General features: G+C 58.7%; 22 protein-coding genes. 6 read left to right on the top strand and 16 right to left on the bottom strand.

Annotation, left to right across the window (positions count from 1 at the left end):
* Window positions 1-335: 335 nt before the first annotated feature.
* From ACR0NO_RS18685 to ACR0NO_RS18615, 15 genes are all read right to left on the bottom strand, one after another.
* Window positions 336-1,031 (bottom strand): RraA family protein, encoded by a 696-nt coding sequence (locus ACR0NO_RS18685; protein ID WP_480725077.1) that lies wholly within the window; start codon window positions 1,029-1,031, stop codon window positions 336-338.
* Window positions 1,028-1,723, bottom strand: coding sequence for an alpha/beta fold hydrolase (locus tag ACR0NO_RS18680; RefSeq protein WP_480725075.1), 696 nt, complete (start codon window positions 1,721-1,723; stop codon window positions 1,028-1,030). The genes ACR0NO_RS18685 and ACR0NO_RS18680 overlap by 4 nt, the downstream gene beginning before the upstream one ends.
* Window positions 1,720-2,844 (bottom strand): cobalamin-independent methionine synthase II family protein, encoded by a 1,125-nt coding sequence (locus ACR0NO_RS18675; protein ID WP_480725073.1) that lies wholly within the window; start codon window positions 2,842-2,844, stop codon window positions 1,720-1,722. Before ACR0NO_RS18675 ends, ACR0NO_RS18680 begins: the two co-directional genes overlap by 4 nt.
* Window positions 2,845-2,854: 10 nt before the next feature.
* Complete coding sequence (locus ACR0NO_RS18670; RefSeq protein WP_480725072.1) at window positions 2,855-3,457, bottom strand: class I SAM-dependent DNA methyltransferase; 603 nt, start codon at window positions 3,455-3,457, stop codon at window positions 2,855-2,857.
* Window positions 3,454-4,413: a cupin domain-containing protein gene (locus ACR0NO_RS18665; protein WP_480725071.1), complete on the bottom strand. Its 960-nt coding sequence runs from the start codon at window positions 4,411-4,413 to the stop codon at window positions 3,454-3,456. Before ACR0NO_RS18665 ends, ACR0NO_RS18670 begins: the two co-directional genes overlap by 4 nt.
* Before the next feature lie 148 nt (window positions 4,414-4,561).
* Window positions 4,562-5,551 (bottom strand): nuclear transport factor 2 family protein, encoded by a 990-nt coding sequence (locus ACR0NO_RS18660; protein WP_480725069.1) that lies wholly within the window; start codon window positions 5,549-5,551, stop codon window positions 4,562-4,564.
* A complete protein-coding gene (locus ACR0NO_RS18655; RefSeq protein ID WP_425084655.1) occupies window positions 5,548-6,591 on the bottom strand; it encodes a LacI family DNA-binding transcriptional regulator in 1,044 nt (347 codons plus the stop codon). Before ACR0NO_RS18655 ends, ACR0NO_RS18660 begins: the two co-directional genes overlap by 4 nt.
* Window positions 6,591-7,355 carry an SDR family NAD(P)-dependent oxidoreductase gene (locus ACR0NO_RS18650; protein ID WP_480725067.1) on the bottom strand — a complete coding sequence of 255 codons (765 nt, stop codon included), beginning with the start codon at window positions 7,353-7,355 and terminating at the stop codon, window positions 6,591-6,593. The genes ACR0NO_RS18655 and ACR0NO_RS18650 overlap by 1 nt, the downstream gene beginning before the upstream one ends.
* Entirely contained in the window at window positions 7,355-8,407 is a 1,053-nt protein-coding gene (locus ACR0NO_RS18645) for an ester cyclase (RefSeq protein WP_480725065.1), read from the bottom strand. Before ACR0NO_RS18645 ends, ACR0NO_RS18650 begins: the two co-directional genes overlap by 1 nt.
* Window positions 8,404-9,735, bottom strand: a complete 1,332-nt coding sequence (gene hisD, locus ACR0NO_RS18640) for a histidinol dehydrogenase (RefSeq protein ID WP_480725064.1) — start codon at window positions 9,733-9,735, stop codon at window positions 8,404-8,406. Before hisD ends, ACR0NO_RS18645 begins: the two co-directional genes overlap by 4 nt.
* An 11-nt stretch (window positions 9,736-9,746) precedes the next feature.
* Window positions 9,747-10,277: an ester cyclase gene (locus ACR0NO_RS18635; protein WP_170380320.1), complete on the bottom strand. Its 531-nt coding sequence runs from the start codon at window positions 10,275-10,277 to the stop codon at window positions 9,747-9,749.
* Window positions 10,278-10,281: 4 nt separating this feature from the next.
* Window positions 10,282-11,436 carry a carbohydrate ABC transporter permease gene (locus tag ACR0NO_RS18630; protein ID WP_480725062.1) on the bottom strand — a complete coding sequence of 385 codons (1,155 nt, stop codon included), beginning with the start codon at window positions 11,434-11,436 and terminating at the stop codon, window positions 10,282-10,284.
* A 1-nt stretch (window position 11,437) separates the two neighbouring features.
* Window positions 11,438-12,460, bottom strand: a complete 1,023-nt coding sequence (locus tag ACR0NO_RS18625) for a carbohydrate ABC transporter permease (protein ID WP_170473900.1) — start codon at window positions 12,458-12,460, stop codon at window positions 11,438-11,440.
* A gap of 67 nt (window positions 12,461-12,527) precedes the next feature.
* Window positions 12,528-13,739, bottom strand: coding sequence for an extracellular solute-binding protein (locus ACR0NO_RS18620; RefSeq protein ID WP_170641198.1), 1,212 nt, complete (start codon window positions 13,737-13,739; stop codon window positions 12,528-12,530).
* A 75-nt stretch (window positions 13,740-13,814) separates the two neighbouring features.
* Entirely contained in the window at window positions 13,815-14,861 is a 1,047-nt protein-coding gene (locus ACR0NO_RS18615; protein WP_480725060.1) for an ABC transporter ATP-binding protein, read from the bottom strand.
* A gap of 152 nt (window positions 14,862-15,013) precedes the next feature.
* Between ACR0NO_RS18615 and ACR0NO_RS18610 the strand changes: the two genes are divergently transcribed.
* Both ACR0NO_RS18610 and ACR0NO_RS18605 read left to right on the top strand, forming a co-directional pair.
* Window positions 15,014-16,027, top strand: a complete 1,014-nt coding sequence (locus ACR0NO_RS18610; RefSeq protein ID WP_480725059.1) for a nuclear transport factor 2 family protein — start codon at window positions 15,014-15,016, stop codon at window positions 16,025-16,027.
* Window positions 16,024-16,896 (top strand): amidohydrolase family protein, encoded by an 873-nt coding sequence (locus tag ACR0NO_RS18605; protein WP_480725057.1) that lies wholly within the window; start codon window positions 16,024-16,026, stop codon window positions 16,894-16,896. The genes ACR0NO_RS18610 and ACR0NO_RS18605 overlap by 4 nt, the downstream gene beginning before the upstream one ends.
* A 127-nt stretch (window positions 16,897-17,023) precedes the next feature.
* Here the strand turns inward: ACR0NO_RS18605 and ACR0NO_RS18600 are convergent, their stop codons facing one another.
* Complete coding sequence (locus ACR0NO_RS18600) at window positions 17,024-18,271, bottom strand: flavin-containing monooxygenase (RefSeq protein WP_480725055.1); 1,248 nt, start codon at window positions 18,269-18,271, stop codon at window positions 17,024-17,026.
* Window positions 18,272-18,471: 200 nt separating this feature from the next.
* Here ACR0NO_RS18600 and ACR0NO_RS18595 point away from each other — a divergent pair, with 200 nt between their 5' ends.
* The 4 genes from ACR0NO_RS18595 to ACR0NO_RS18580 are packed head-to-tail and all read left to right on the top strand — an operon-like array spanning window position 18,472 to window position 21,846.
* Window positions 18,472-19,614, top strand: a complete 1,143-nt coding sequence (locus tag ACR0NO_RS18595; protein WP_480725054.1) for an aromatic ring-hydroxylating oxygenase subunit alpha — start codon at window positions 18,472-18,474, stop codon at window positions 19,612-19,614.
* A gap of 2 nt (window positions 19,615-19,616) precedes the next feature.
* On the top strand, window positions 19,617-20,033 hold the full coding sequence (locus ACR0NO_RS18590; RefSeq protein WP_170473868.1) for a RidA family protein: 417 nt from the start codon (window positions 19,617-19,619) through the stop codon (window positions 20,031-20,033).
* A gap of 4 nt (window positions 20,034-20,037) precedes the next feature.
* Window positions 20,038-20,712, top strand: coding sequence for a DUF1028 domain-containing protein (locus tag ACR0NO_RS18585; protein WP_480725052.1), 675 nt, complete (start codon window positions 20,038-20,040; stop codon window positions 20,710-20,712).
* Between the two features lie 24 nt (window positions 20,713-20,736).
* Window positions 20,737-21,846: a Rieske 2Fe-2S domain-containing protein gene (locus tag ACR0NO_RS18580; protein WP_170722486.1), complete on the top strand. Its 1,110-nt coding sequence runs from the start codon at window positions 20,737-20,739 to the stop codon at window positions 21,844-21,846.
* The last annotated feature ends 15 nt before the right edge of the window (window positions 21,847-21,861 follow it).

Here is a 21,861-nt window from a genome sequence, read left to right as displayed (position 1 = left end):
TTCTGCCATAGCCAACCATGATGTAATTGACGTACGACTTCCCGAGTTCAAAAGTAGGAACATGGAAGCTTCTGAAAATCACACACTCTGGAACAGGACTAACAGTCAGTAGATGACAAGCGCTGTAAATGCGATGGAAGAGAGGAAGGCTTCCAGGCATTCGCAGTAAACGCAATAGTAGGAAGTTGGTTGAACCGCGTTTTGCTTAAGTCATCGACAGATCAAAGCTACTCTTTCGCCAGCGCGAAGTGTTGTGGCAATCGGTTTGTCTGGAATTCTCTCTAAAGAATAAGCGTAACTTACTTTTCAGAGGGTCTTTCAATTGTCGGCGGCAATCAAACCCTTGCCTTTTCGAACTCGGCCCATGCGGTTTCAAAGGTTTCAAAATCAAACCCGGATTGGCGCGCAGCATCCAGGACGATACGCTCTGTCACAAACAGTTTCTGGATCGCCGCTTCCAGATGCACAATGATATCCTTTGGTATCACCAGTGCTCCGTGACGGTCAGCGTGTACCAAATCACCTGGGCTTACAGTCAGGCCAAACACGGAAACTGGTGTATCAATCTCGCGTATGTGGACGAACCCATGGCTCGGGCCGACCGAACCGGCGACGACGGGAAACCCATCGGGTAAGTCCCCAAGATCACGCATCACGCCATTGGTTACGACCCCCGACATACCAAACCCTTTGTGGACCGACGTGTTGATCTCACCCCAATAGGCGCCGATACAGTCCGGGTAGTCTACATCCTCAATCACCGCGACAGATGGCTCCGGGGCCTCAGCCATATATTTGTAATAGGCCATGCGCCGCGCCCGGATCACATCTGCTGGCTCGGTTGGCGGGTGAATGGCGGCGATTTTGGCGGTGCGTGCATAGCCGACAATTGCTGGCTCATCGGGGGCAGAGCACAGCATGGTGCCCCGGGTGAACTGATCAAAGCCTCGTTTTCCCTGCGCCACTTCAATGGCGTTGCATACGGTGGGCGTGTCGACCTTGCGAAGCAGAGACAGAAGCGATGGGGTCATGTGTTCTCCAGCCAGCGGATCAGGGCCGCCGTGGTTTCTTGTGGTTGTTCCAGTGTGGGCAGGTGCCCTGCGTCTTCAATGATCGTCAGCACGCTGTCCGATAGAAGATCGTGCATAAGTTGGTGGCGTTCGACAGGGCAAAGACTGTCGGCACGCCCGCACAGAACAAGCGTTTTGCCGGTATAGGCCGACAGGGTCGCGCGTTGGTCGATGCGATCCATCAGGGCTTGCGATTGACGCAGAAAGACGTCTGGCCCCAGATCCGTAGCCATAGCCATGCACAGGTCCAGAATAGCGCCCTGTCGCGGACCATCTGCCAGATAGTTGGGCTTCATCTCATCGCGCATCACCTGCCGCAAGCGCCCGTTGCGGACGGCGGCCATCTGCGGTGCACGGCGCGCTTTGACCTCGGACGCCTCTGCCAGCGGGTTGGTATCCAGTAAAGCCAGCCGTTCCACCCGACCCGGGGCCTGACGCATCACTTCCATCGCAACAATCCCACCCATCGACAGCCCCGCCAAAGCGAAGCGAGGAGGGGCGTTGTTCAGAATCTCGGCGGCCATGACCTCGACGCTGTCTTGCTGGCTTAGCGGGAAGCTCATCAACGGCACCCTGTTTGACATCGCGTCGATCTGCGGGCCAAAGAGGCGCGCATCGCACATCATGCCAGGCAACAAGATCAAAGGCGTCATGACGCAGCCAGCTTTGCCCCTGCCGACAGCGCCGCCAATTTGGCATAGGCGATCTGCGGATCAACCGCTCCGAAGCCCGCAAAGGTACCAAAACCGCAATCGCTGCCTGCAATCACCCGATCCGCCCCTACGATGCCCGAGAAACGGTCGATGCGCTGCGCTACAAGCTCGGGGTGTTCGATGAAATTCGTGGTGGTGTCGACAACGCCGGGTACCAGTACCTTGTCATCAGGTATCTCATCTTTCCGGTCGCGGAACACTGTCCATTCATGAGCATGTCGCGGGTTCGAAGTTTCGAACAGCACATAGCGCGATTTGGTCGCCATCAGCGTGGAGAACACCTTGTCCATTGCGATGTCACAGCAATGCGGGCCCTCGTAATTTCCCCAACAGATATGCACGCGCACACGGTCCTGCGGGACGTTCTGCAGAGCATGATTCAGGGCCTCGACATGCATATTGGCGATCTTTACGAACGCGTCATCCGACAGATCGGTGAACAACATATGCCGTGAAAGGGCCAGATCAGGGCAATCCAGTTGCAGGTCCAGACCGGCGGCCACGATGGTTTCGTATTCTTCTTTCATCGCATCGGCCAGCGCGGCCAGATACGCCTCGCGCGTTGGGTAGTGGTCATTCTGCAGAAACAGCGAAATCACCCCTGGCGACGCGGCATTCATGAAGCCTCGGTCGATCCCATGTTGGGACATCGCCGACTTAAGGTTTTCGATGTCCTTCTGCAACTCGCCTTGCCCTTTTGAACGTACCTCGCCCGTACACATGGGGCGCGCATATTTCGGGGTGCCTCCATCATCGGCCAGACGCTGCAAAAAGCTGGGAAACATCTTCAGATCCGCAGGTGCATTGCGCGGGCTGTCACCGGAAAACCCGGTATAGCGGTCCTTGACGTAGGTAGCGTAGGAAATCTTAGAGGTCTCGCCATCGCTGACGATATCCACCCCGGCTTCGACCTGTTTGCGCACCGTCTCGGAGACCGCTTCGGTCATGCAGCCATCAAAACCCGCGGCATTATAGGGCTTGCCGTTTTCACGGGCGAAGATGTAATCCACCACGTCCTGCGAGCGGGGCAGGGATCCAACATGCGTGGTCTTTACGGTCATCGGGGCCTCCTCAGATTTTGCGAGCCATCAGGATTGTGTGGCTTTGGGTTTCAGGGTCTTCGGCCAGAAACCCGGTCAATTGCAGCCCGTTCTCTTCAAGGCAAACAGCATAGCCTGCCGGAGACAGCGAGGCGTGATAGACGCGTTCCGATCCAACGGTTCCGCTTTCCTCTCCTGCGCGGGGACCGACGGTCAGCATCAGCATTCCACAGGGCCGCAAATGACGGGACATACGGGCGATACAATCCCTTTGCTCGTCCGCTGTCAGATGGAAAAAGCTGTTCCAGGCGATGATGCCATCGAAGGTCTGATCCAGTTCGAAATCGCGCATATCGCCATGACGCCAATCCCCGTCGGGCCAGCGGGTCCGGGCAATGGCCAGCATCGCGTCGGAGAAATCGACACCCGTGACGTCAAACCCTTCGGCTTTGAACCACCGCGCAATCGGATCGCCTGTCCCGCAACCTAAATCCAGAACGCAATCGCCGGGCTTCAGGCTGGCAGTGAAGCGCGCCAGCCAGCGCGCTTCGAACAAGGCCTTTGAACGGCGCTTGTCATAGTCGGTCGCCTGCCGTTCATAAATGGCATGCGTGTCGTTTGGATCTGCGGTCATCCTGTCCAGGTGGCTCCTGCCGGGTCGTTGGTCGCTGTAATCCGGTACAGACCTGCCTGCCCGGTCATCGACGGTTCAACGCTATAGCGTTCTCCTGGCAGAACCAAGGCGGTGTCTCCATTTGACAGAGTGGTTTCATACCCATCAATCGAGATGCGCCAGTGACCGCTGGCGGGCATTAGAACAACCGGTTTTTCAGCGATAACCGGATCAGTCACGCTTGAGCCGCGCCCGAGGAAGTCGACCTCGAACCCTGGTTTATCTTTGATCAGAGCGTTTTCGCCAATCACCGGCGCTGGTTTATTGGTCGACAGTGCCATCAGATCCCAGTAGCGGGCGACGTATTTGCCCACCACATCCTCGACCGGTACCTCGGGGTAGTCTTTCAACTGTTCCTCGGTCAGCAGCGGCATCGGGCGCACGTTGTGGGGCAGCTCTTGGCCTTTCTTGCTGTCATACAGAACGCCATTGTCACCCAGCATCAGCCCGTGGGCCTGCGCGTCCTGAATGACTTGCGGCGCCCATGTCACGCCACCCCCGGCATCGTCACCGCCGAGGATCGACATGATCATCCCATAATCCTGACCGACATTTTCGAACCCGCGAAAAATGCCGGTTGGAATGTTGAAGATGTCGCCTTCTTCGGCAATGAACTCACCCGCAGTGCCATAGCGACCCCAGAAGAACCGCCAGCGGCCCTTGGCGACAAAGAACACTTCGGCCGTGGTGTGGCTGTGCAGAGAGTTCCGGCATTTCGGAGGCTGGCCCGCAGCGCCGATGTTAAAGCCGATCTTGTCGGTGATGTGGACGTGCTGGTCGGGCGATTCCGAGACGCCGCCGCCGATAATGGTGAAGTTCTCTTTCTGGTCACTGCCCGGCGTATGGGCGTCGATAAAGGCGGTTTTGCAGGGCTGCAGCTCGCCGTAGCGGACGATGCGTTGTTGGATTGTGCTCATGATGGTCTCCTTGAAAATGGGGGTGATGGGATCAATCCCGTCCCCCGGGAGGTCGATTGTTCAAACGCCGCGCGCGCAGCGAGGCGCGATGCGAGTGAAAGCGCCGCGCCGCCTGACTGGCGTTCAGGGAGAGGCCCATCGCAGCCACTCAGCTCTCCTGTCCCTGTAGCAGGATCTGTTTCCAGACCGAGGTCTCGTCGAACAGGGTGTATTCCCGGCGCAGCTGCGGCTGACCAGTGATCAACTCGCCGAATTCGCCGTGGCTGATGCCCAGAACATAGACCTGCGCACCTGTTGGCGCGCCAAAGACACCCCAGCCATCATGTTTGCCCCACAGGCTCCAGCGTATAGCAACGCGAGGGGGCATATTCGGGTCATCGCGGCCAATCTGGTGTTCGATCTTGAATTCGGCGTTCGGAAAGCTGGCACGCAGTCCCATCCAGAACCGATCCACCGAGTCCCAGCCGTGACCGGTGATCCCGCCTACATATTCGGACTGAACAGCGCGATCATATTCGGTTTCAATTGCGCCCATATCGGCATTCATGATCCGGGTCAGGATATCGGCGTAACGCTGCCCCCATTCATTGTCGTTGCCGGTGCCCTTGTATGGGCCGGGCTGGTCGATCTCGGGTGTCAGCGGTTTGACGCTGTTCTCAGGTCCACCTTCGCGCGCGATCAGATCGGCGGCGTATTCCTTGGGGTCCCAACCCATCTGACGCACGATCGCGCCCTGATCGCGGATCAGCCATTCGTCATTGATCTGATTGTCGATGGCGTGGCAGTCGGCGAGAATCCGATAGCGCAATTTGGTTCCGGTCGCTTTACCGTAAACACCCTCTGCCAAGTGTGTTGCGGTCGAGATGATCCGGTGCGAACTCAGCATCCCCTCTTCCGGCGTACCGGACCAGATCACATCCTCGCCCAGCAATTGACGGTCGGGAAATTCCGCCAGCGTCGCCATGGTCGCGCCGATGACGTTATGGTTGCCCAGCACCACCGACCCTGGCGAGCGCACGACGATATCCTTGCTGTAATAGTCATGCAGCGTGGCGATGCCGCGATCTTCCCAGATCTCTTTGGTGATCCCGATGATGTAATCCGGGAAGTCCCGGAATTTCGGATCAAAGCCCTTCATGTCTCAGTCCTTTGTGGTTTCCACCCCTTCGGCAAACGCGCCGAGGTCCGCACGATCAGCGGCCCGTCAATGGCCACTTTGCGTGGTTCGGCCGTGGCCGGGGTGTCGATATGGTCAAGCAATGCGGTGACGGTTTCAGCCACCATCAGGTTCGCACGCTGGCGGATTGTCGTCAGGTTATAGGCAGGCCACCCGGCGGGCGGCACGTCGTCATAGCCGATGACCGAGACATCCTCGGGCACGCGCAGGCCCAATTCGAAGCGGATCACGTCCATCACGGCCAAAGCCATGTGATCATTGGCCACAAATACCGCGTCGGGCCGTTTACCGGGGGCAACATCAAACATCCGGCGGGCGGCGGCGCGGGCGTTTTCGGTGTGGAAATCTCCGACATCATGGGCGAACACATCCTGCCCGCCTTCTGCCAATGCCGCACGGAACCCCGCCTCGCGGTCGCGCTGGGTCGAGGCTCCCTGCCAACCCGCGATATAGGCTATACGCTTATGCCCTCCGGCCAGCAGAAACTCGGCCACTTTACGCCCGCCCGCATAGTTGTCCGAGGCCACCGTTGTGATCCCATCGAGATCCTGCGTGCGGTTGAACAACACCACCGGAACACCGGCCTGCTGGCAGCGCGTGGCAATATCCGACGACATCGGAACCGAGGCCAGAATGACTCCGTCCACCTGATAATCCAGAATCTCGTCCATCACGTCGTCAATATTCCCGGCCGAGCGGGAGGCCATGAAAATCAGCACGTGATAGCCCTGTTCTTGCAGCGCGTTGGAGAGCTTTTCCAACGCCTCGGGGTAGAAGTAATTCTCGAGATATCCCACCACCAGACCGATGATCCGGCTTTTGCCGGACACCATCGCGCGGGCCAGAACATTGGGCCTGTACCCCAGTTCGGCGGCCGCCTTGCGCACTTTGTCTTCGGTCTTCTTGCTGACTGAGGCACCGGGTGTGAAGACTCGGCTGACCGCCGACTGGCTGACACCGGCCAGTTGCGCAACCTGCAGGGATGTGACTTTTTCAGCCATCAGTCCGCCGTCCAACCGCCATCAATCAGCATTGAGGTGCCCGTCACCAAAGCCGAGGCGTCCGAGGCCAGATAGGTGACTGCGCCCATGATGTCTTCGACTTCGCCCACGCGGTCGAGCTTGATCTTATCCATGATCCACGCGGCGCGTTCTGGGTTGTCGAAGGTGGATTGTGTCAGCGGTGTTCGGATGAAAGTCGGGCAGACCGTGTTGATGCGGATGCGTTGTTTGCCCCATTCGATCGCCATGGCTTTGACCATCCCCTCAAGCCCGTGTTTGGTGGCGCAGTACAGCGCCCGGTCCACACCGCCGACATGGCCCATCTGGCTTGAGATATGGATGATAGACCCCGGCCGCTTCGCCGCCAGCAGCGCCTTGGCTGCGTAGGACGACAGGAAATAGGCCGAGCGCAGGTTGATATCGGTCACTGCGTCGAAATCCTCGGGCGTGGTGTCGATTGCCGGGCTATGGCGAGCAGTTCCGGCGGAATTGACCACCACGTCAAAAGCACGGCCGTCGAACAGCTGTTTCAGCGCCTGCAAGTCACCCTGATCCACCACCGCGGCCTCGGCTGACCAGCCCTGCGCCTGCAGCGCGGCGACGGTCTCGGCCAGTCGATCTGCCCCGCGTGCCGCACAAACCACATGCGCCCCGGCTTCGGCAAGCGCCACGGCGCAGCCCTGACCGATACCCGAGGAGGCACCGGTAACCAGCGCGGTTTTACCGCTCAGCGAAAAAGAGGGGGTGCGGGGCAGGTCAGTCATCAGCTCATTCCATCCGGTATTTCAATTCGGCCCATATTCCGGGCCTTGTTGAATTCCCGCAGACGGGCGAACACGTCAACGCCAAGTTGGCGATAAGCGTCCAGAAGATCGACCAGAACCCAGTTTTCGCGGATCAGGCCATTCTCGAGCCGCCAGAAATCAAGGCTGCGCATGGTGATCCGCTGGCCCGAGGGCGCAATCCCCATCCAGCCGTCATGGGTTACCGTCTGGATCATGTTCGGCCAGCCGGTGACGGCGGCATAGTCGCCATCGCCGAAGAAGTGATAGGTGATGTCATCCACATACTTCCCGCGATCCGGCATCCCGTTCAGGAACGGAATCTGGTGCCAGTTGCGAAACCCAGCATAGCCGCGCCCGGTTCCGATCCCGGCGGGGCCGTACCAATTCATGCGAGGGTGCCAGAACTTCTCCATCTCCATCACCTCTGGCCCACCCTGCGAGGGGTGTTTCTTGAGGTGATCCAGCATGTCTATGATGTGCTGGCATGTTTGCTGACCTTTGGCGGCATCATAGGGACCCGGTACCAGACCATCCTGCGTCGCGGGACCCGGTACATGCCATTCGTACCCAAGGCTGGGGGCCATGGGCCAGGCGTTGGCCTGCATCATCACTTCGGGGATGTCCCACAGCGCCTGCATCTCGACGATCTTGCCGTCGCTGAAGCGATAGAATTCATGGAACCGCATCGTCACCTGATGGCCGGTCGGCGGGATGTCCAGCCACGGCCCGGTGAAGGTGCCGGTATAGTAGCCGCCGCAACCGACCCAATCCGCGCCGTGTTCATCCGGCCCGGCTGTGACGATGTAGTCGCGCCGCTCCAAGTCAGGCCATGCGTCCAACAAACCTTTGTACGCGGTGTCATAAAACGCATCGCTACCGTTGCTGTCGCCGAAAGGGTGGCACAACCGAAACAGGGCATCCGGAGCGCTGACATTTGCCAGCGCTTTCCGCACACCCGTTTCCGTAAAGTCATACATAGCCGCCCTGAGAGGAGCGATCAGGGATTTGTGCTGCGTATGGACATCACTCATTCCGCAGCGTCCCGATACGGGGCCGCCTCGCCATAGGGCACGTTGATCCCGCCATAGCGCCGCACCCGGACATTGCATTGTTCGGCGTGGCCCACGAAACCTTCCAGCATACACAGGCGCGAGCCGTATTCGCCGATCAATGTTGCGGCCTCATCTGTCAGAACCTTCTGATAGCTGTGGGTCTTCAGGTATTTACCTACCCAAAGCCCACCGGTATAGCGGCCCGCCTTTTTGGTCGGCAGCGTGTGGTTGGTGCCAATCACCTTGTCTCCGTTCGACACATTGGTGCGAGGGCCAAGGAACAGCGCACCGTAGCAGGTCATGTTCTCAAGGAACCAGTCATCGCGGTCGGTCATCACCTGTACATGCTCGGATGCGATGTCGTCGGCAACTGTCAGCATCTCGTCATAGGTGTCGCACACGATCACCTCGCCATACTCGGCCCAGGACACTTTCGCAGTGTCGGCGGTGGGCAGGATGCCCAGCAGGCGGTCGACCTCGGCTAGAGTATCCTCGGCCAGTTTACGCGAATTGGTCAGCAGCACGCAGGGGCTGTTGTAGCCATGCTCGGCCTGACCCAACAGGTCGGTTGCGCAGAGTTCCGCGTCTGCTGCGGTCTCGTCGGCGATCACCATGGTCTCGGTCGGGCCGGCAAACAGGTCGATGCCCACACGGCCAAACAGCTGGCGCTTGGCTTCGGCCACAAAGGCATTGCCGGGGCCAACGAGCATGTGGACGGGATCAATGGTTTCGGTCCCCAGCGCCATCGCGCCGATGGCCTGAATGCCGCCCATCACATAGATCTCATGCGCGCCGCCCAGGTGCATGGCCGCAATCACCGCCGGGTTCGGTTTGCCCTGAAACGGAGGTGTACAGGCGATGATGCGCGGCACGCCCGCGATGCTGGCTGTCGCCACCGACATATGGGCCGAGGCCACCATCGGGAACTTGCCGCCGGGCACATAGCAACCCACCGACTGCACGGGGATGTTCTTGTGGCCCAGTATGACGCCGGGCAGGGTTTCAACCTCGATATCCAGCATCGAGTCCCGCTGCGCCTGTGCAAAGTTGCGCACCTGCTCTTGGGCGAACTTGATATCGTCCAGCTCGCGGTCGGTCAGCTGGCCGATCAGATCGTCGATCTGCTCCTGCGACAAGCGGAACGAGGCGGGGGAATAGTTGTCGAACTTCTCGCTCAGCTCGCGCACGGCGGCATCACCACGGGTTTCGATGTCTTTCAGCGTGGCCTCGACCACGGCTCGGGTCTTGGCGTCATCCTCGGCCCGGTCAGCGTCGGATTTGCCGCGTTTGAGATACTCGATTGCCATAATCCTGATCCTTACTTGTCGGGGCGGGGCGCGGTTTTCTCACCCCGGTCATAGGCTTCCCAGCCCTCACCGTTGAACAGATCGACCCCCAGCTGCGCGGCCACATGGGCGAAATCCACATTCACCCAGTTGTCGACGATCTTGCCATCGACCACTTTCCAGAAATCCATATAGCGGATCTCGACCCGCTTTCCGGTGGGGGCGATGCCCAGAAACTCGCCGGAATGGGTGGCCTCTTGCCGGCCAAAGGCGGCGGCCCATTCGCCCATATAAAGGCGTGCCTCGTCGATACAGGTTTTGTCCGAAAACGCGGCCTGGAAGGGGCGCTGCCAGTTATCCTGAAACTCCTTCAGGCCGGTCTTGGTGCCACAGCCCTGATTGCCCATCCAGCGGAAACCCTTTGAGAAGAACTCGCCGATATCGTCAATACGGTGGTCGTTCAGACCGTCCACCATGGTTTCGATCACGCGGCGCGTGTCTTCGGTTTTGCTCAGATCCGTATCACGGGTTAGAACGGCTTGTTCCGGGCGGGAACCCTTCATTTCTTTATCCTTTTACTGCGCCAGCGGTCAGTCCGCTTACGATTTGGCGTTGGAAGATCATCACAAGGAAAAACAGCGGGGCGATGATCGATACCGCAGCGGCCACGGCGACCACCTGATCGGTCGTCGTTGTTTCGCGGTTGAACATGCCCGCAATGGCAGGGACCATCGTCTGGTTCTGCGCATCGAGCAGCAGCGAGGTCACCAGAAAGTCGTTGTAGGCCAGCAGGAAGCTGAACAGCCCGGTCGTGATCACTCCCGGCCACATCACCGGCATGATCACGCGGCGGAAGGCCTGAAAGTGGTTGCAGCCATCAACCCGCGCGGCCTCGTCCAGTTCGGCTGGGATGTTCTGGAAGAACGAGCGCAGCATCCAGATGGTGAACGGCTGGTTGATCGCCACAAGCACCGCGATCACGGCGAAAGGCTTGCCATAAAGCGTCGGCGCGTTCTCACCCAGAATGGGCGCCAGCCACTCGGCTGAGTTGATGAAGACCGGCAGATAGCCCGCAACCAGAACCGAATGCGGCAACGCGCGAAAGATCAGCGCAATCAGCAAGATCCAGAAGGCCAGTGTCGAGCCCGACCGCGCCAGGCCATAGCCGGCCAGCGTACCTACGGTCAGCGATACGGTCACAACCCCGGCGGTCACGATCAGCGAGTTTTTGAAGTTGTTGGAAAAGCCCCGGTCGACCCAGACGGTTTTGTAGTGCTCGGTCGTCACGCCCAGCACATCGCGACCCAGAGGGCCGAGCAGCGGGTTCAACACGTTCAGAACCGCAGGCAAGACCACAAAGAACACCAGCAGGAAGGCGATCAGGGCGACAAGCACTCCGATCACCCAGCCGAACCATGCCTGACCCGGCGCGGTGTATTCCTTGATCTTCGCAGGCAACACCTTGGTTACGACCATGGCCGCACCCCAGATCACCGCGATCCCGAGAATGATATCCAGAACCGAAAGTCCGTTCCCGGTGGCCAGCGTTGCCGGGCCAAAGATCACGTTCAGCGCGTTGCTGTCATAGGCGTCCACTGGGGATTTGACGCTCATGATCGCGATCCAGACGATCGGGAATGCGGCGACAAGGCACCAGAACGCCAGGAAGATGTTCGAAGTCAGCCGCAGGCTGAGGGGTTGGCGAAGCGCGCGCGAGGACATATCAGTGGCCTCCTTTATGGTCGCGCCAGGTGCGGCGCAGCGGCAGGATCAGCAGCAGGACGATCCCGATCATGGTCAGCATCGCGCTGGCCGAGGCCCGGCTGATCGACCGGTTGCCCGCCTGATCCGGCACGAGGAAATCGAAGGTCAGCCATTGCAGCGAGATGACATAAGCCTGGCTGGAGAAGCCGACGATCTCTTCGAAGACCCGGTAGGCGTCCATCAGGTGGATCATCGACACGAAGATGATCAGCGGCATCAGATGCGGAATGACGATGTATTTCATCCGCTGCCAACGAGTCGCCCCGTCGATCACGGCGCTTTCGAGACTGTCCTGGTTGACGGTCTGCAGCCCGGCATAGAACACAACGGCCGCAAACGGGGCCACGTGCCAGACGCGATAGAACATCATCAAGATTTCAATCGTCCAGGCCTGCGCGAACAGGGCGATGTCTCGGTTCAACCACCATTCCAGCAGCGCCGTCAGGATGCCGTCACCACGGAACAGCCAGTTGATCGACAGCGCGCCGATCACCGGCGTGATGATGAAGGGCAGCAGCGAGATGAAGATGACCGGCCCGCGGATCGACCCCGCGGCGTTGTTGATCAGAACCGCGATGCCCAACCCGAACCCGATAACCAGAGGCAGCGTGATTAGCGTGAAAGTCAGCGTGAATCGCAGCGCCTTCCAGAAATTTATGGTGGACAAGACCGACCAGTTGCCCTCGGTGATCGCGCGCCAGGCCCGCTCGGGTTCCAGCACATTGCGATAGCTTTGCAGGCCGACATATTCGGTCTGGGTGATTACCTCACCATGCTCATCCAACTTGGGCTGCGATTTCTGCTCGGTCACACAGGTCTGGGTCAGGAAGCCAGGGGTACAGGTTTCGACTTCGACCATCTCATAGACAGGCTGCGTGATGTAAAAGCTCTGCTTGAACACGCTGACCAACGGGAAAGCGATAAAGAGAAGCATCATAAAGACAGAGGGGCCAACAAAGGCGGCAAATGTCCTGAAATTCATGGCTCTGCCTTTCTCATGGTTCTCGGGTGGGGAAATAGGGAGGGCACGGAGCCCTCCCCAGGGAGGATCAGTTGCTGATCAAACCAGCTTCTTTCGCGGCGGTGATGTAGTCCGCCTCGATATCGGCCAGCGCGGTCTGCGCGTCCTTGGCACCGGTCAGGTAGTCGGCCAGACCGTTGCCCAGGGCGCTGTGCAGAACACCCATGGCGGCGCTGGCCGGGTAGGCCCCCGCACCGTTTTCCGCCGAAGCGGCAGCGCCTGCAGCCAGTTCGCCGGGCTGGTAGGCCGCGTTCAGCCAGACGGCGGTGTCATTGTTGGCACTGACCATGTCACCGTCGATCCCTTCCATGACCAGACGGAAGGCAGCATCTGCCTCTTCATCGCTCATGTTCGAGGCCAGAACGATGCCGTCCCACCAGATCGTGGTCGAGGGGCGCTCGGATCCCATCGGGGCCGAGGCCATGGTGACCTTGCCGACCACTTGGCTTTCGGCCTCGTCATTCATGGCAGCGGCGCGGCTGGCCCACAGGTTCGCCATGGCGATCTTGCCCTGTTGGAACTGCTGCTGAACATAGGTGGAATCGGACACGAGGTATTCGGGATCCATGAACTCGGTCATGGCTTTCATCGTCTCAAGCGCTTTGACGCCCTTTTCGTTGTTGATCGCGGGCATATTGCCTTCGCCGATGAAGGTGCCGCCTTCGCCCATATACATGTTGACGAATTCCTGGGCCAGGTTCCAACCGGTTTTGAAGGTGCCGCCGATGGGGTATTCCATCACGCCGGCCTCTTTGATCTTGGCGGCGGCGGCCAGAACGTCGTCATAGGTCTTGGGTTCTTCAATGCCCAGCTCGGCCAGAACATCATTGCGATACATCAGGTGTTGCGCGTTCACCATCATAGCGATCGCCATCACCTTGCCATCCACCTTGATCAGCTGGTTGGGCAGCAGGTCTTGCCCGTATTTTGCAACCAGATCATCCAGCGGACGGATTGTGCCCGCGTTCAGAAGCGGGATCATGGTTTCATTCGCCACGCCGCCGATCTGATAGAGCGAGGGGTTGGCAGCGAATGCTTCTGGCTGCTTCTCGCGGAATTCCTGATCCAGCGAGGCGCTGAAATTGCCGCACTCGGCCATCGCATCCGTCACCGCTTTCCAGGCTTCGAACCCCGCTGACAGCGATTTCAGCGGCACTTCGTTTTCATAGGAACAGGCTGCCGATGCACCGCTTGCCGCGATGGCCATGGCTCCTGCCATTAGGATCGTCTTGAGTTTCATGCGTTTCTCCCTGTCAGGATGGGTCCGTCGTCGACGCCCGGACCGCTGTTGTGCCCCGAAGGGCTGTTGGCGGGGTTACTCCCCGATCCGCGCACCGCTTCCAGCTTCGAAGAGGTGACAGATTTCTGTTGGCACCGAGAATGAGACATCATCCCCTATCTCGGCGCGGAAAGATTTATCGGCCTTGACCGACACCAAAGCCCCACCGACCCGGACCGAGATCATGGTCGCGTCGCCCAGAAGCTCCAGCGTGTAGATCGGTGCGGTGATCTGGCCCGCGCCTTCGGCAAGACTGGCATCCTCGGCCCGGAAACCCAGTGTCATGGAGCCATCGGGGGTGTTGACCGGGATCTCGACATGTTCCGTACGGAATACACCGCCCGCGACCTCACCCTCCATCAGGTTCATGGCGGGCGAGCCGATAAAGCTGGCGACAAAGGTATTCGCCGGTTGGTCATAGATTTCGGTCGGGCTGCCGACCTGCTGCACCACGCCTTGTTTCATCACCACAACGCGGTCAGCCAGTGTCATCGCCTCGATCTGGTCGTGGGTGACATAAATCGTCGTCACCGCCAGCTCATGGCTGAGGTTCTTGATTTGCGCCCGGGTTGAAACCCGCAGCTTGGCATCCAGGTTCGACAGAGGTTCGTCCATCAGGAACACGTTCGGTTCACGTACGATGGCGCGGGCCAGGGCCACGCGCTGCCGCTGGCCGCCCGACAGTTCGGCGGGCTTGCGATGCAGGAAATCGTCCAGCTCAACCATCGCGCTGGCACGGCGCACCTTGTCGTCATGGGTCGCCGGGTCGATGCCGCGGACTTTCAGCGGAAAGCGGATGTTCTCATAGACATTCATGTTGGGGTAGAGCGCGTAGCTTTGGAACACCATCGCCACGTCGCGGTCTTTGGGTTCCAGATCATTGACGACCTTGCCGTCGATCAGAATGTCGCCCTCGGTCACGTCTTCAAGCCCGGCGATCATCCGCATCGTGGTGGTCTTGCCGCAACCCGATGGGCCCAGTAGCACCAAAAACTCGCGATCTGCGATGGTTAGGTCAAAATTGTGGACCCCAACAAACGAACCCCATCGCTTGCCGACGTTACGCAGTTGAATTTCCGCCATGGTGCCCCCAACTAGGATTCGTTTTGCATACGTTTGCAAAACTGTAATTCGCATATATCAAATCAGGCAAGACTTTTTTGCATACGTATGCAAGAATGTGGAAAATACCTGATTCATTCCAGCGACACAAAACGCGCAACACCCTGACACAAATGGAAAATACCGTGACCTTCCAGAAAGAGAAAAAAGTTGTCTCTGACTTTCATTCCGCATTGGATTCAGCGACGCCCCAAGACGTTCCCAGCGTCATGAGCCGTTTCTGTACACATGATTCACTGTGGCGCGGTTTTCACCCGTTCAACTTGATCAATGATGCAGAACAGGTGGCCCAGCAATTCTGGATGCCACTGAAATCCAGTCTGACACGACTTCAAAATCGGGTGGATATCATGTTCGCCGGGCAGAATTCGCTGCGTGATGAGTCAGATGTTTGGATCGTCACCATGGGGCATTTGATGGGCCTGTTCGACCATCCCTGGCTGGGTATTCGCCCGACCGGAAAGCTGGCGTTTCTGCGCTATTGTGCCTTCTACAAGGTCGCCGATGGCCAGATCACGGAAACGGCGATGTATTTCGACATACCACACCTGATGGTGCAGGCCGGGCAGAACCCGTTTCCTCCGCAAACAGCGGCACATCTGGTGCAACCCGGCCCAATGCCACATGACGGCCTGCTGCTCACGGAACAACCCGTCATAGAAGGTGAAAAAACACTGGCATTGATCAATGCGATGATCTCGGACCTTGGCCAGTGGCAAGGCGGGTTACCGCTTGAGGAAGAGTTGGCCAGAACCTGGCATCAAGACATGATCTGGTGGGGGCCCGAGGGGATAGGTGCGACCTACACGATCGAACGCTATGCCAAGCAACACTCGGGACCGTTCCGTGCGGGTTTCAAAGACCGGTCAAAGACCAAGCATATCTGCCGTCTGGCGGAAGGGCACTATGGCGGCTTCTTTGGCTGGCCCAACTTCACCGCAACGCCCTCAGGAGGGTTCATGGGTATGCCGGCCACTGGCAAACCGGGTGAGTTCAGGGTGATCGACATTTATCGCCGTGCCGAGGACAAACTGGCCGAAAACTGGATTTTCATAGACCTGCTGCATTTCTGGAAACAACAGGGCGTCGACGTTTTGGATCGCACCGCTGGGATCGAAACACCATGAAGATAGACGCTCATCACCATCTGTGGGATCTGAACGCGGTCAAGTATCCTTGGTTGATGGAAAAGGGCGCCGTTCGGTTTTTTGGCGACCCCACGCCGATCCAGCGTGACTATTTATTACCAGAATTTCGTGCAGATGCGTCGGCACAGGGCTTCTCGGCTTCGGTTCATATCCAGGTCGGCGCCGCCGATCCCTGGGCCGAGGCGCAGTGGGTTCAAGCCGTAGCCGATCAATATCCGGACTGGCCGCTGGTTCAGGTCGTGTTTTGCGATCTGACGGCCGATGATCTGGAATACCAGTTGGATCGCTTTCAATCGCTACCCTCGGTCCGGGGTGTTCGCCAGATCGTCGGGCGCGCGCCCGGCGAAGATGCCAAGACGGGTACAAACAGATTACTTGAAAACCGGGATTTCCTGACCGGCCTGAAAGCCGTGGGCGAGCGAGGCCTTTCCTTTGACCTGCAATTGCTTCCCGAACTGATGGAGCAAACTTCCGAAGTGCTTTCTCGGGCACCAGGTACACCTGTTGCTCTTTGCCACGCAGGCTCACCACATGACCGCAGTGCTGATGGGTTAAGTCACTGGCAAGAGGCGCTTAGTTCCCTGTCTAAACTGCCGCAGGTCCATTGCAAACTATCTGGGCTTGGCATGTTTGATCACAATTGGAGCGCCCAAAGCGTCGCACCAATCGTTTCAACCTGCTTGTCGCAATTCGGCGCCGATCGTTGCATGTTCGGATCGAACTTTCCGGTCGACAGTCTTTCTTCGACTTACCATGAACTGGTATCGCGCCTGCAAGGGCTGATCCCTGGTGCGCATCAGAACAGCGTGTTCCACAACACTGCAAAGAGGTTTTACCGTTTTGAGTGAAGTTGCAAACTGTACACGAAGTTGATCGGCCCGTTGCAACTGATAGTGCCGCGTGGGGCGATACGCTTAGATCAGCGCGCCGCCCCACATACGAACGGCCTGGTTCTCTTTTGCAGAACGATACCTCTCAAGGAGAATTTGGTGCATAGGCCAGATAGTTTTCCTGAATAGAGATCTGGTCCGCGATGAACTTTGCATCATGCCAAACGCCCCAGATAAACGATGATCCGCGGCGCGATTGCCAAGGCAGCCCGACAAAATAGAGCCCCGGCACCGGAGAGACGCCGCGTTGATGGATCGGTCTGCCTCGGTCGTCCAGCGTGTCTGCCTCCAGCCAGTCATAGTCAAACTGGAACCCGGTTGCCCAGATCACGGTGCGGATATTATTGCGCTCAAGGTCCAGCTCGCGAATAGGGTCTGATACGCAGGCGGGATCGTCCGGTATGACCCAGGCATCGGGCTCTTCTGGCAGGTCGATTCCGGTGCGCGCGACGTAGGCATCGGCGGCTTCGAGTAGGGACAACATGTTTGCGTCGCCCGCATCGAGATTGGCTTTGAGATCATCGGCGATATGGAGAACGCCGTTTTCATATCCCGACGACATCCCCAGCAAAGTTATGCCGCGCTCGGCAAGCTTCCTGAAATCTACGGTTTTGCCGCCATGCGCGCCACTGACTGCGATTGTGACATGCTCGGTGCCAGGAGCCGGTGTATCCAAATTCCAAATGCCAAGAACACCCAGCCACCAGACATTGTCGCGCCCGCGATAGCGACGCGGAGGTCGGTCATGGGGGCCAATGGAGAAGAAAACCTCGCGCCCAGCATCGTGCAACTCGGCCGCGATCTGCGATCCGGAGGAACCTCCGCCGATTACGAGTACAGCGCCTTCAGGCAAAGCCTCGGGATTGCGATACGCGGTGGAATGCATCTGCAGAACGTCAGAGGATTCTGGGATGATCGGCGGAATCGCCGGTTTCTGAAATGGCCCTGTGGCACAGACGAGGTGGCGCGCTTCTATGGGACCTTGCGAGGTTTCGATCAAAAAACCCGCGCGGTTTTCATGCGGCCGCGCACGCGTCACCGAGACGCCGGTGCGCACGGGCGCGTCGATCATTTTGGCATAGTCTTCAAAATACTTGGCCACGCATTCCTTGCGCGGAAACGCGTCGCGGTCGCCGGAAAACTCGAGGCCCGGGAAGCGATCATGCCATGCCGGACCATTTGCAACGAGTGAATCCCACCGTTCGGATCGCCAACGTTCGGCAATGCGGCCCCGCTCTAAAAGGACGTGTTCAATGCCTTGGGCACGGAGATGCTCGCTTGTGGCAATGCCCGCCTGACCTGCGCCAATCACCACCGTGTCGAAGTTTTCCATCGCGTCACCTTTTTTGCCGTGCTGGGTATCAGTTGGCCCGGCTGCTTCTTTTGCTTGTGCAACCCTAATTTCGTATCGTCTTATGTCGATTAGATTTTACCTAATCACCGGTAAGATAGACTTTTGGTTTGTTTCCGGCGAAAGCCGTCTCAGTATGTGAATGCGGTGGCCGCCCGCGACTCAGGCAAAGAGGTTCGTTCATGCCCAAAGACCACGTTGATCCTATCGCCGCTCTGCGCGCGAACACCTCGGTCCCATTTGAACGTGCGCGGGCCATGCCGACTGAGGTCTATACCGAGCAGAGCTTTGTCGACGCAGAGCTTGAGCACATCTTCCGCAAGGACTGGTACTGTGTGGGCCGGGCGGACGCCTTGTCGTCCGTCGGGGACTATGTGGCCTGCGAGCTGGCTGGGCAGCCAATCGTTGTGTTGCGCGACAGAGACGGCGATCTGCGCGCGATGAGCAATGTATGCCTGCACCGCATGTCGACACTTTTGCATGGGCGCGGGAATGCAAAGACAATCGTCTGCCCCTATCACGCCTGGACCTACAACCTCGACGGCAAGCTACGCGGAGCGCCCGCGATGAAGCAGAACGAGGGGTTTTGTAAAGAAAACTACGCGTTGCCTCAAGTCCGCTGCGAAGAATGGCTAGGCTGGGTCTTTGTCTGCCTTGATCAAAATGCAGCCGCCGTGGCCGAGCAACTGTCCGAAGTGGCGACCATGATCGAAGGCTATGACATGGCCAACTATTCCGAGGCGTTCTACGAAGAACATGTCTGGGATACCAACTGGAAAGTGTTGGCCGAGAATTTCATGGAAAGCTACCATTTGCCGGTGTGTCACGCGGGCACGATTGGTGGATTGTCGCGGCTGGAGGACATGATTTGCCCGCCCGGCAGCGCAGCCTTCAACTACCACACGATTCTGAAGGATGAATCCCTACGCATCGCCATGGCGCACCCCAGCAATGACCGGCTGAAAGGCGATGAACGCCGCACGACCTTTCTTCTGGCGCTTTATCCAAGCCTGATGATCACGCTGACGCCAGGGTATTTCTGGTATCTGTCCTTGCACCCCAAAGGGCCGGGTCAGGTGCATATCCGCTTTGGCGGTGGCATGTCGAATGACTTCGCGGATGACCCGGATGCGCAAGACAATTTCACCGCGCTCAAGGCGCTTCTGGATGACGTGAATGTCGAAGATCGCGGCTGCACCGAAAAAGTGTTTCGGGGTCTATGTTCAGAAGCGGCAACGCCTGGGCACCTGAGCCATCTGGAACGCCCGAACTACGACTTTGCGCAGTATCTGATGTCAAAGATCGACGCAGGAGGCGCGTCCTAAATATGGCCCACACCCGCATCCGCCCTTTCAATACCGGCGATACCTACCCTGAACAGTCGCTCGACAATGACCTGTGCCAAGCCGTCGTCACACGCGGCGGGAGTACTGTCTGGATGCGCGGACAGTGCCCGCAGAACCTGGACGATGCCAAGAACATCGACAGCCACGACCCGGCAGAGCAGACCCACAAGGTGATGCAGAACATCAAGCAATTGATCGAAGAAGCAGGCGGCGAAATGGAGCATCTCGTCAAGGTGGTCGTCTATATCACCGATGTCCGCCACCGTGAGGCTGTGTATCGCACCATGGGCGAATACATCAAAGGCGTTCATCCTGTCTCAACCGGTCTGGTGGTGCAGGCTCTGGCACGGCCCGAATGGCTGGTGGAGATTGACGCCACCGCCGTGATCCCGGACTAGCCCCGTGACTTTCTCTCTTGTGGCCCGATGCGCGCAGACCGGCATGTTTGGCATGGCGATCTCGTCTTCTTCTCCGGCAGTTGCAGCCCGTTGCGCCTATGCCCGTGCAGGCGTTGGCGCGGTGGCGAGCCAGAATGTCACCGATCCGAGCCTTGGTCCAAAAACGCTCGATCTGATGGAACAGGGCGCCTCGGCTGAGGTGGCGGTGAGCCAAATCACTGGTGAGGCCGCGCACATCGCCTACAGGCAGCTTCTGGCAATAGACCGGAACGGAACTACAGCCATCCACTCAGGCCAAAACGTGCTGGGCAACTGGAACGAGGCGCAGGGCAGGGATGTTGCATCGGGGGGCAATCTTCTGGCCCATGATGGTGTGCCCGCCGCCATTGTGTCCGCTTTTGAGGACGCGACGGGTCACTTGGGTGATAGGCTGGTTGCTGCAATGCGCGCTGGGCTTGCTGCCGGGGGCGAGGCCGGGCCCGTGCATTCCGCGGGTCTGATGCTGGTCGACAAAGTCAGCTGGCCCGTGGCCGACCTGCGGTGCGACTGGACCGAGGATTGCCCCATTGAAGCGGTTGCAACCGCCTGGAACGTCTACAAACCACAACTGGACGATTACGTGCGCCGCGCACTCGATCCCTCCGCCGCGCCCTCCTATGGCGTGCCGGGGGACGCGTAAGACATAACAACAAGGGAGGCCGAGATGACCCATTTGCGAACGAAACTTCAAGACTTGGCCGCCTTGCCCGCGGATCGCCCGATGGGTATGCCCGGTGCATTCTACACCTCACAAGAGCAATTCGACCACGAGGCGCAGACTGTGCTGCGCAGCGGGTGGCATTGCTTGGGTCGGGTCGACGAAATTCCGGAACCCGGTGATTTCTTCACTGTCCAGCTTCTGAATGAACCCTTGCTTGTCGTGCGTGGCGATGAAGGTGAAATCCGCGCGCTGGCAAATGTGTGTCGGCATCGCGGCATGCCGCTGGCCGAAGGAAGCGGTAATACAAAGCGGTTTGTATGCTCATATCACGCATGGGCCTACGGGCGCGACGGTGCATTGCTGCGTGCCCCACGGATGGAGAATGCGGGCTTTGATCCCAAATCCTGCAGGCTGCCGGAACACAAGGTGCAGCTTTGGAACGGGTTCATTTACGTAAACCTTACGCCAGACGCCCCGCCGTTTGAGCACCCCGAGCTTGATGCCATGCTGGCGCCCTATGAGACTGAGGATTTCCGCCTTGTGCATGTGGCTGAAGAGAACTGGCAGACCAACTGGAAATGCCTGGTCGAGAACTTCATGGAAGGCTACCACCTGAGTGTGGTCCATCCGCAAACCCTTCACGGCTACACCCCGTCGGGGCTGTCTCGCAAGCTGGTCAGCGGGGATGGCTACACCTCCTACGCTGCCAATTACCCTGATAATATCACGCCGCGCGGAGACGGCGCAGCGGGCCTGAGCGAGGCAGAACGAAAACGGTCGTCCCTCTTTGCGAAGTTTCCCACGCAGGTGGCCAGCCAAGCCGCCAGCCTGCTCGTATCGTTGTCTATTTTCCCGATCAACGCGAACCTGATCCGCGTCAAATGGACGATGTCCGTCTATCGCGATAACCTCGATCACGACACGATCCAGGGGCGAATCGCGCTCTGGGAAGAGGTCAACCGCGAGGATCGCGAAAAGCTTGAGCGCATGCAGGTCGCGCTGCATTCTGCCCACGCGATTGAAGGGCCGCTGGCAGGGGATGACTATGAAGGCACGATCCGCGATTTCCAAACATGGCTTGCCCAACAGGATAGTGCCCCTGATCTGGCCTGAGACTATGCGAGCCGC

This window comes from Ruegeria sp. CL3 (genome assembly GCF_056536505.1).
The sequence above is the reverse complement of the archived record's forward strand: the minus strand, read 5'-3'. Positions and strand labels throughout refer to the sequence as shown.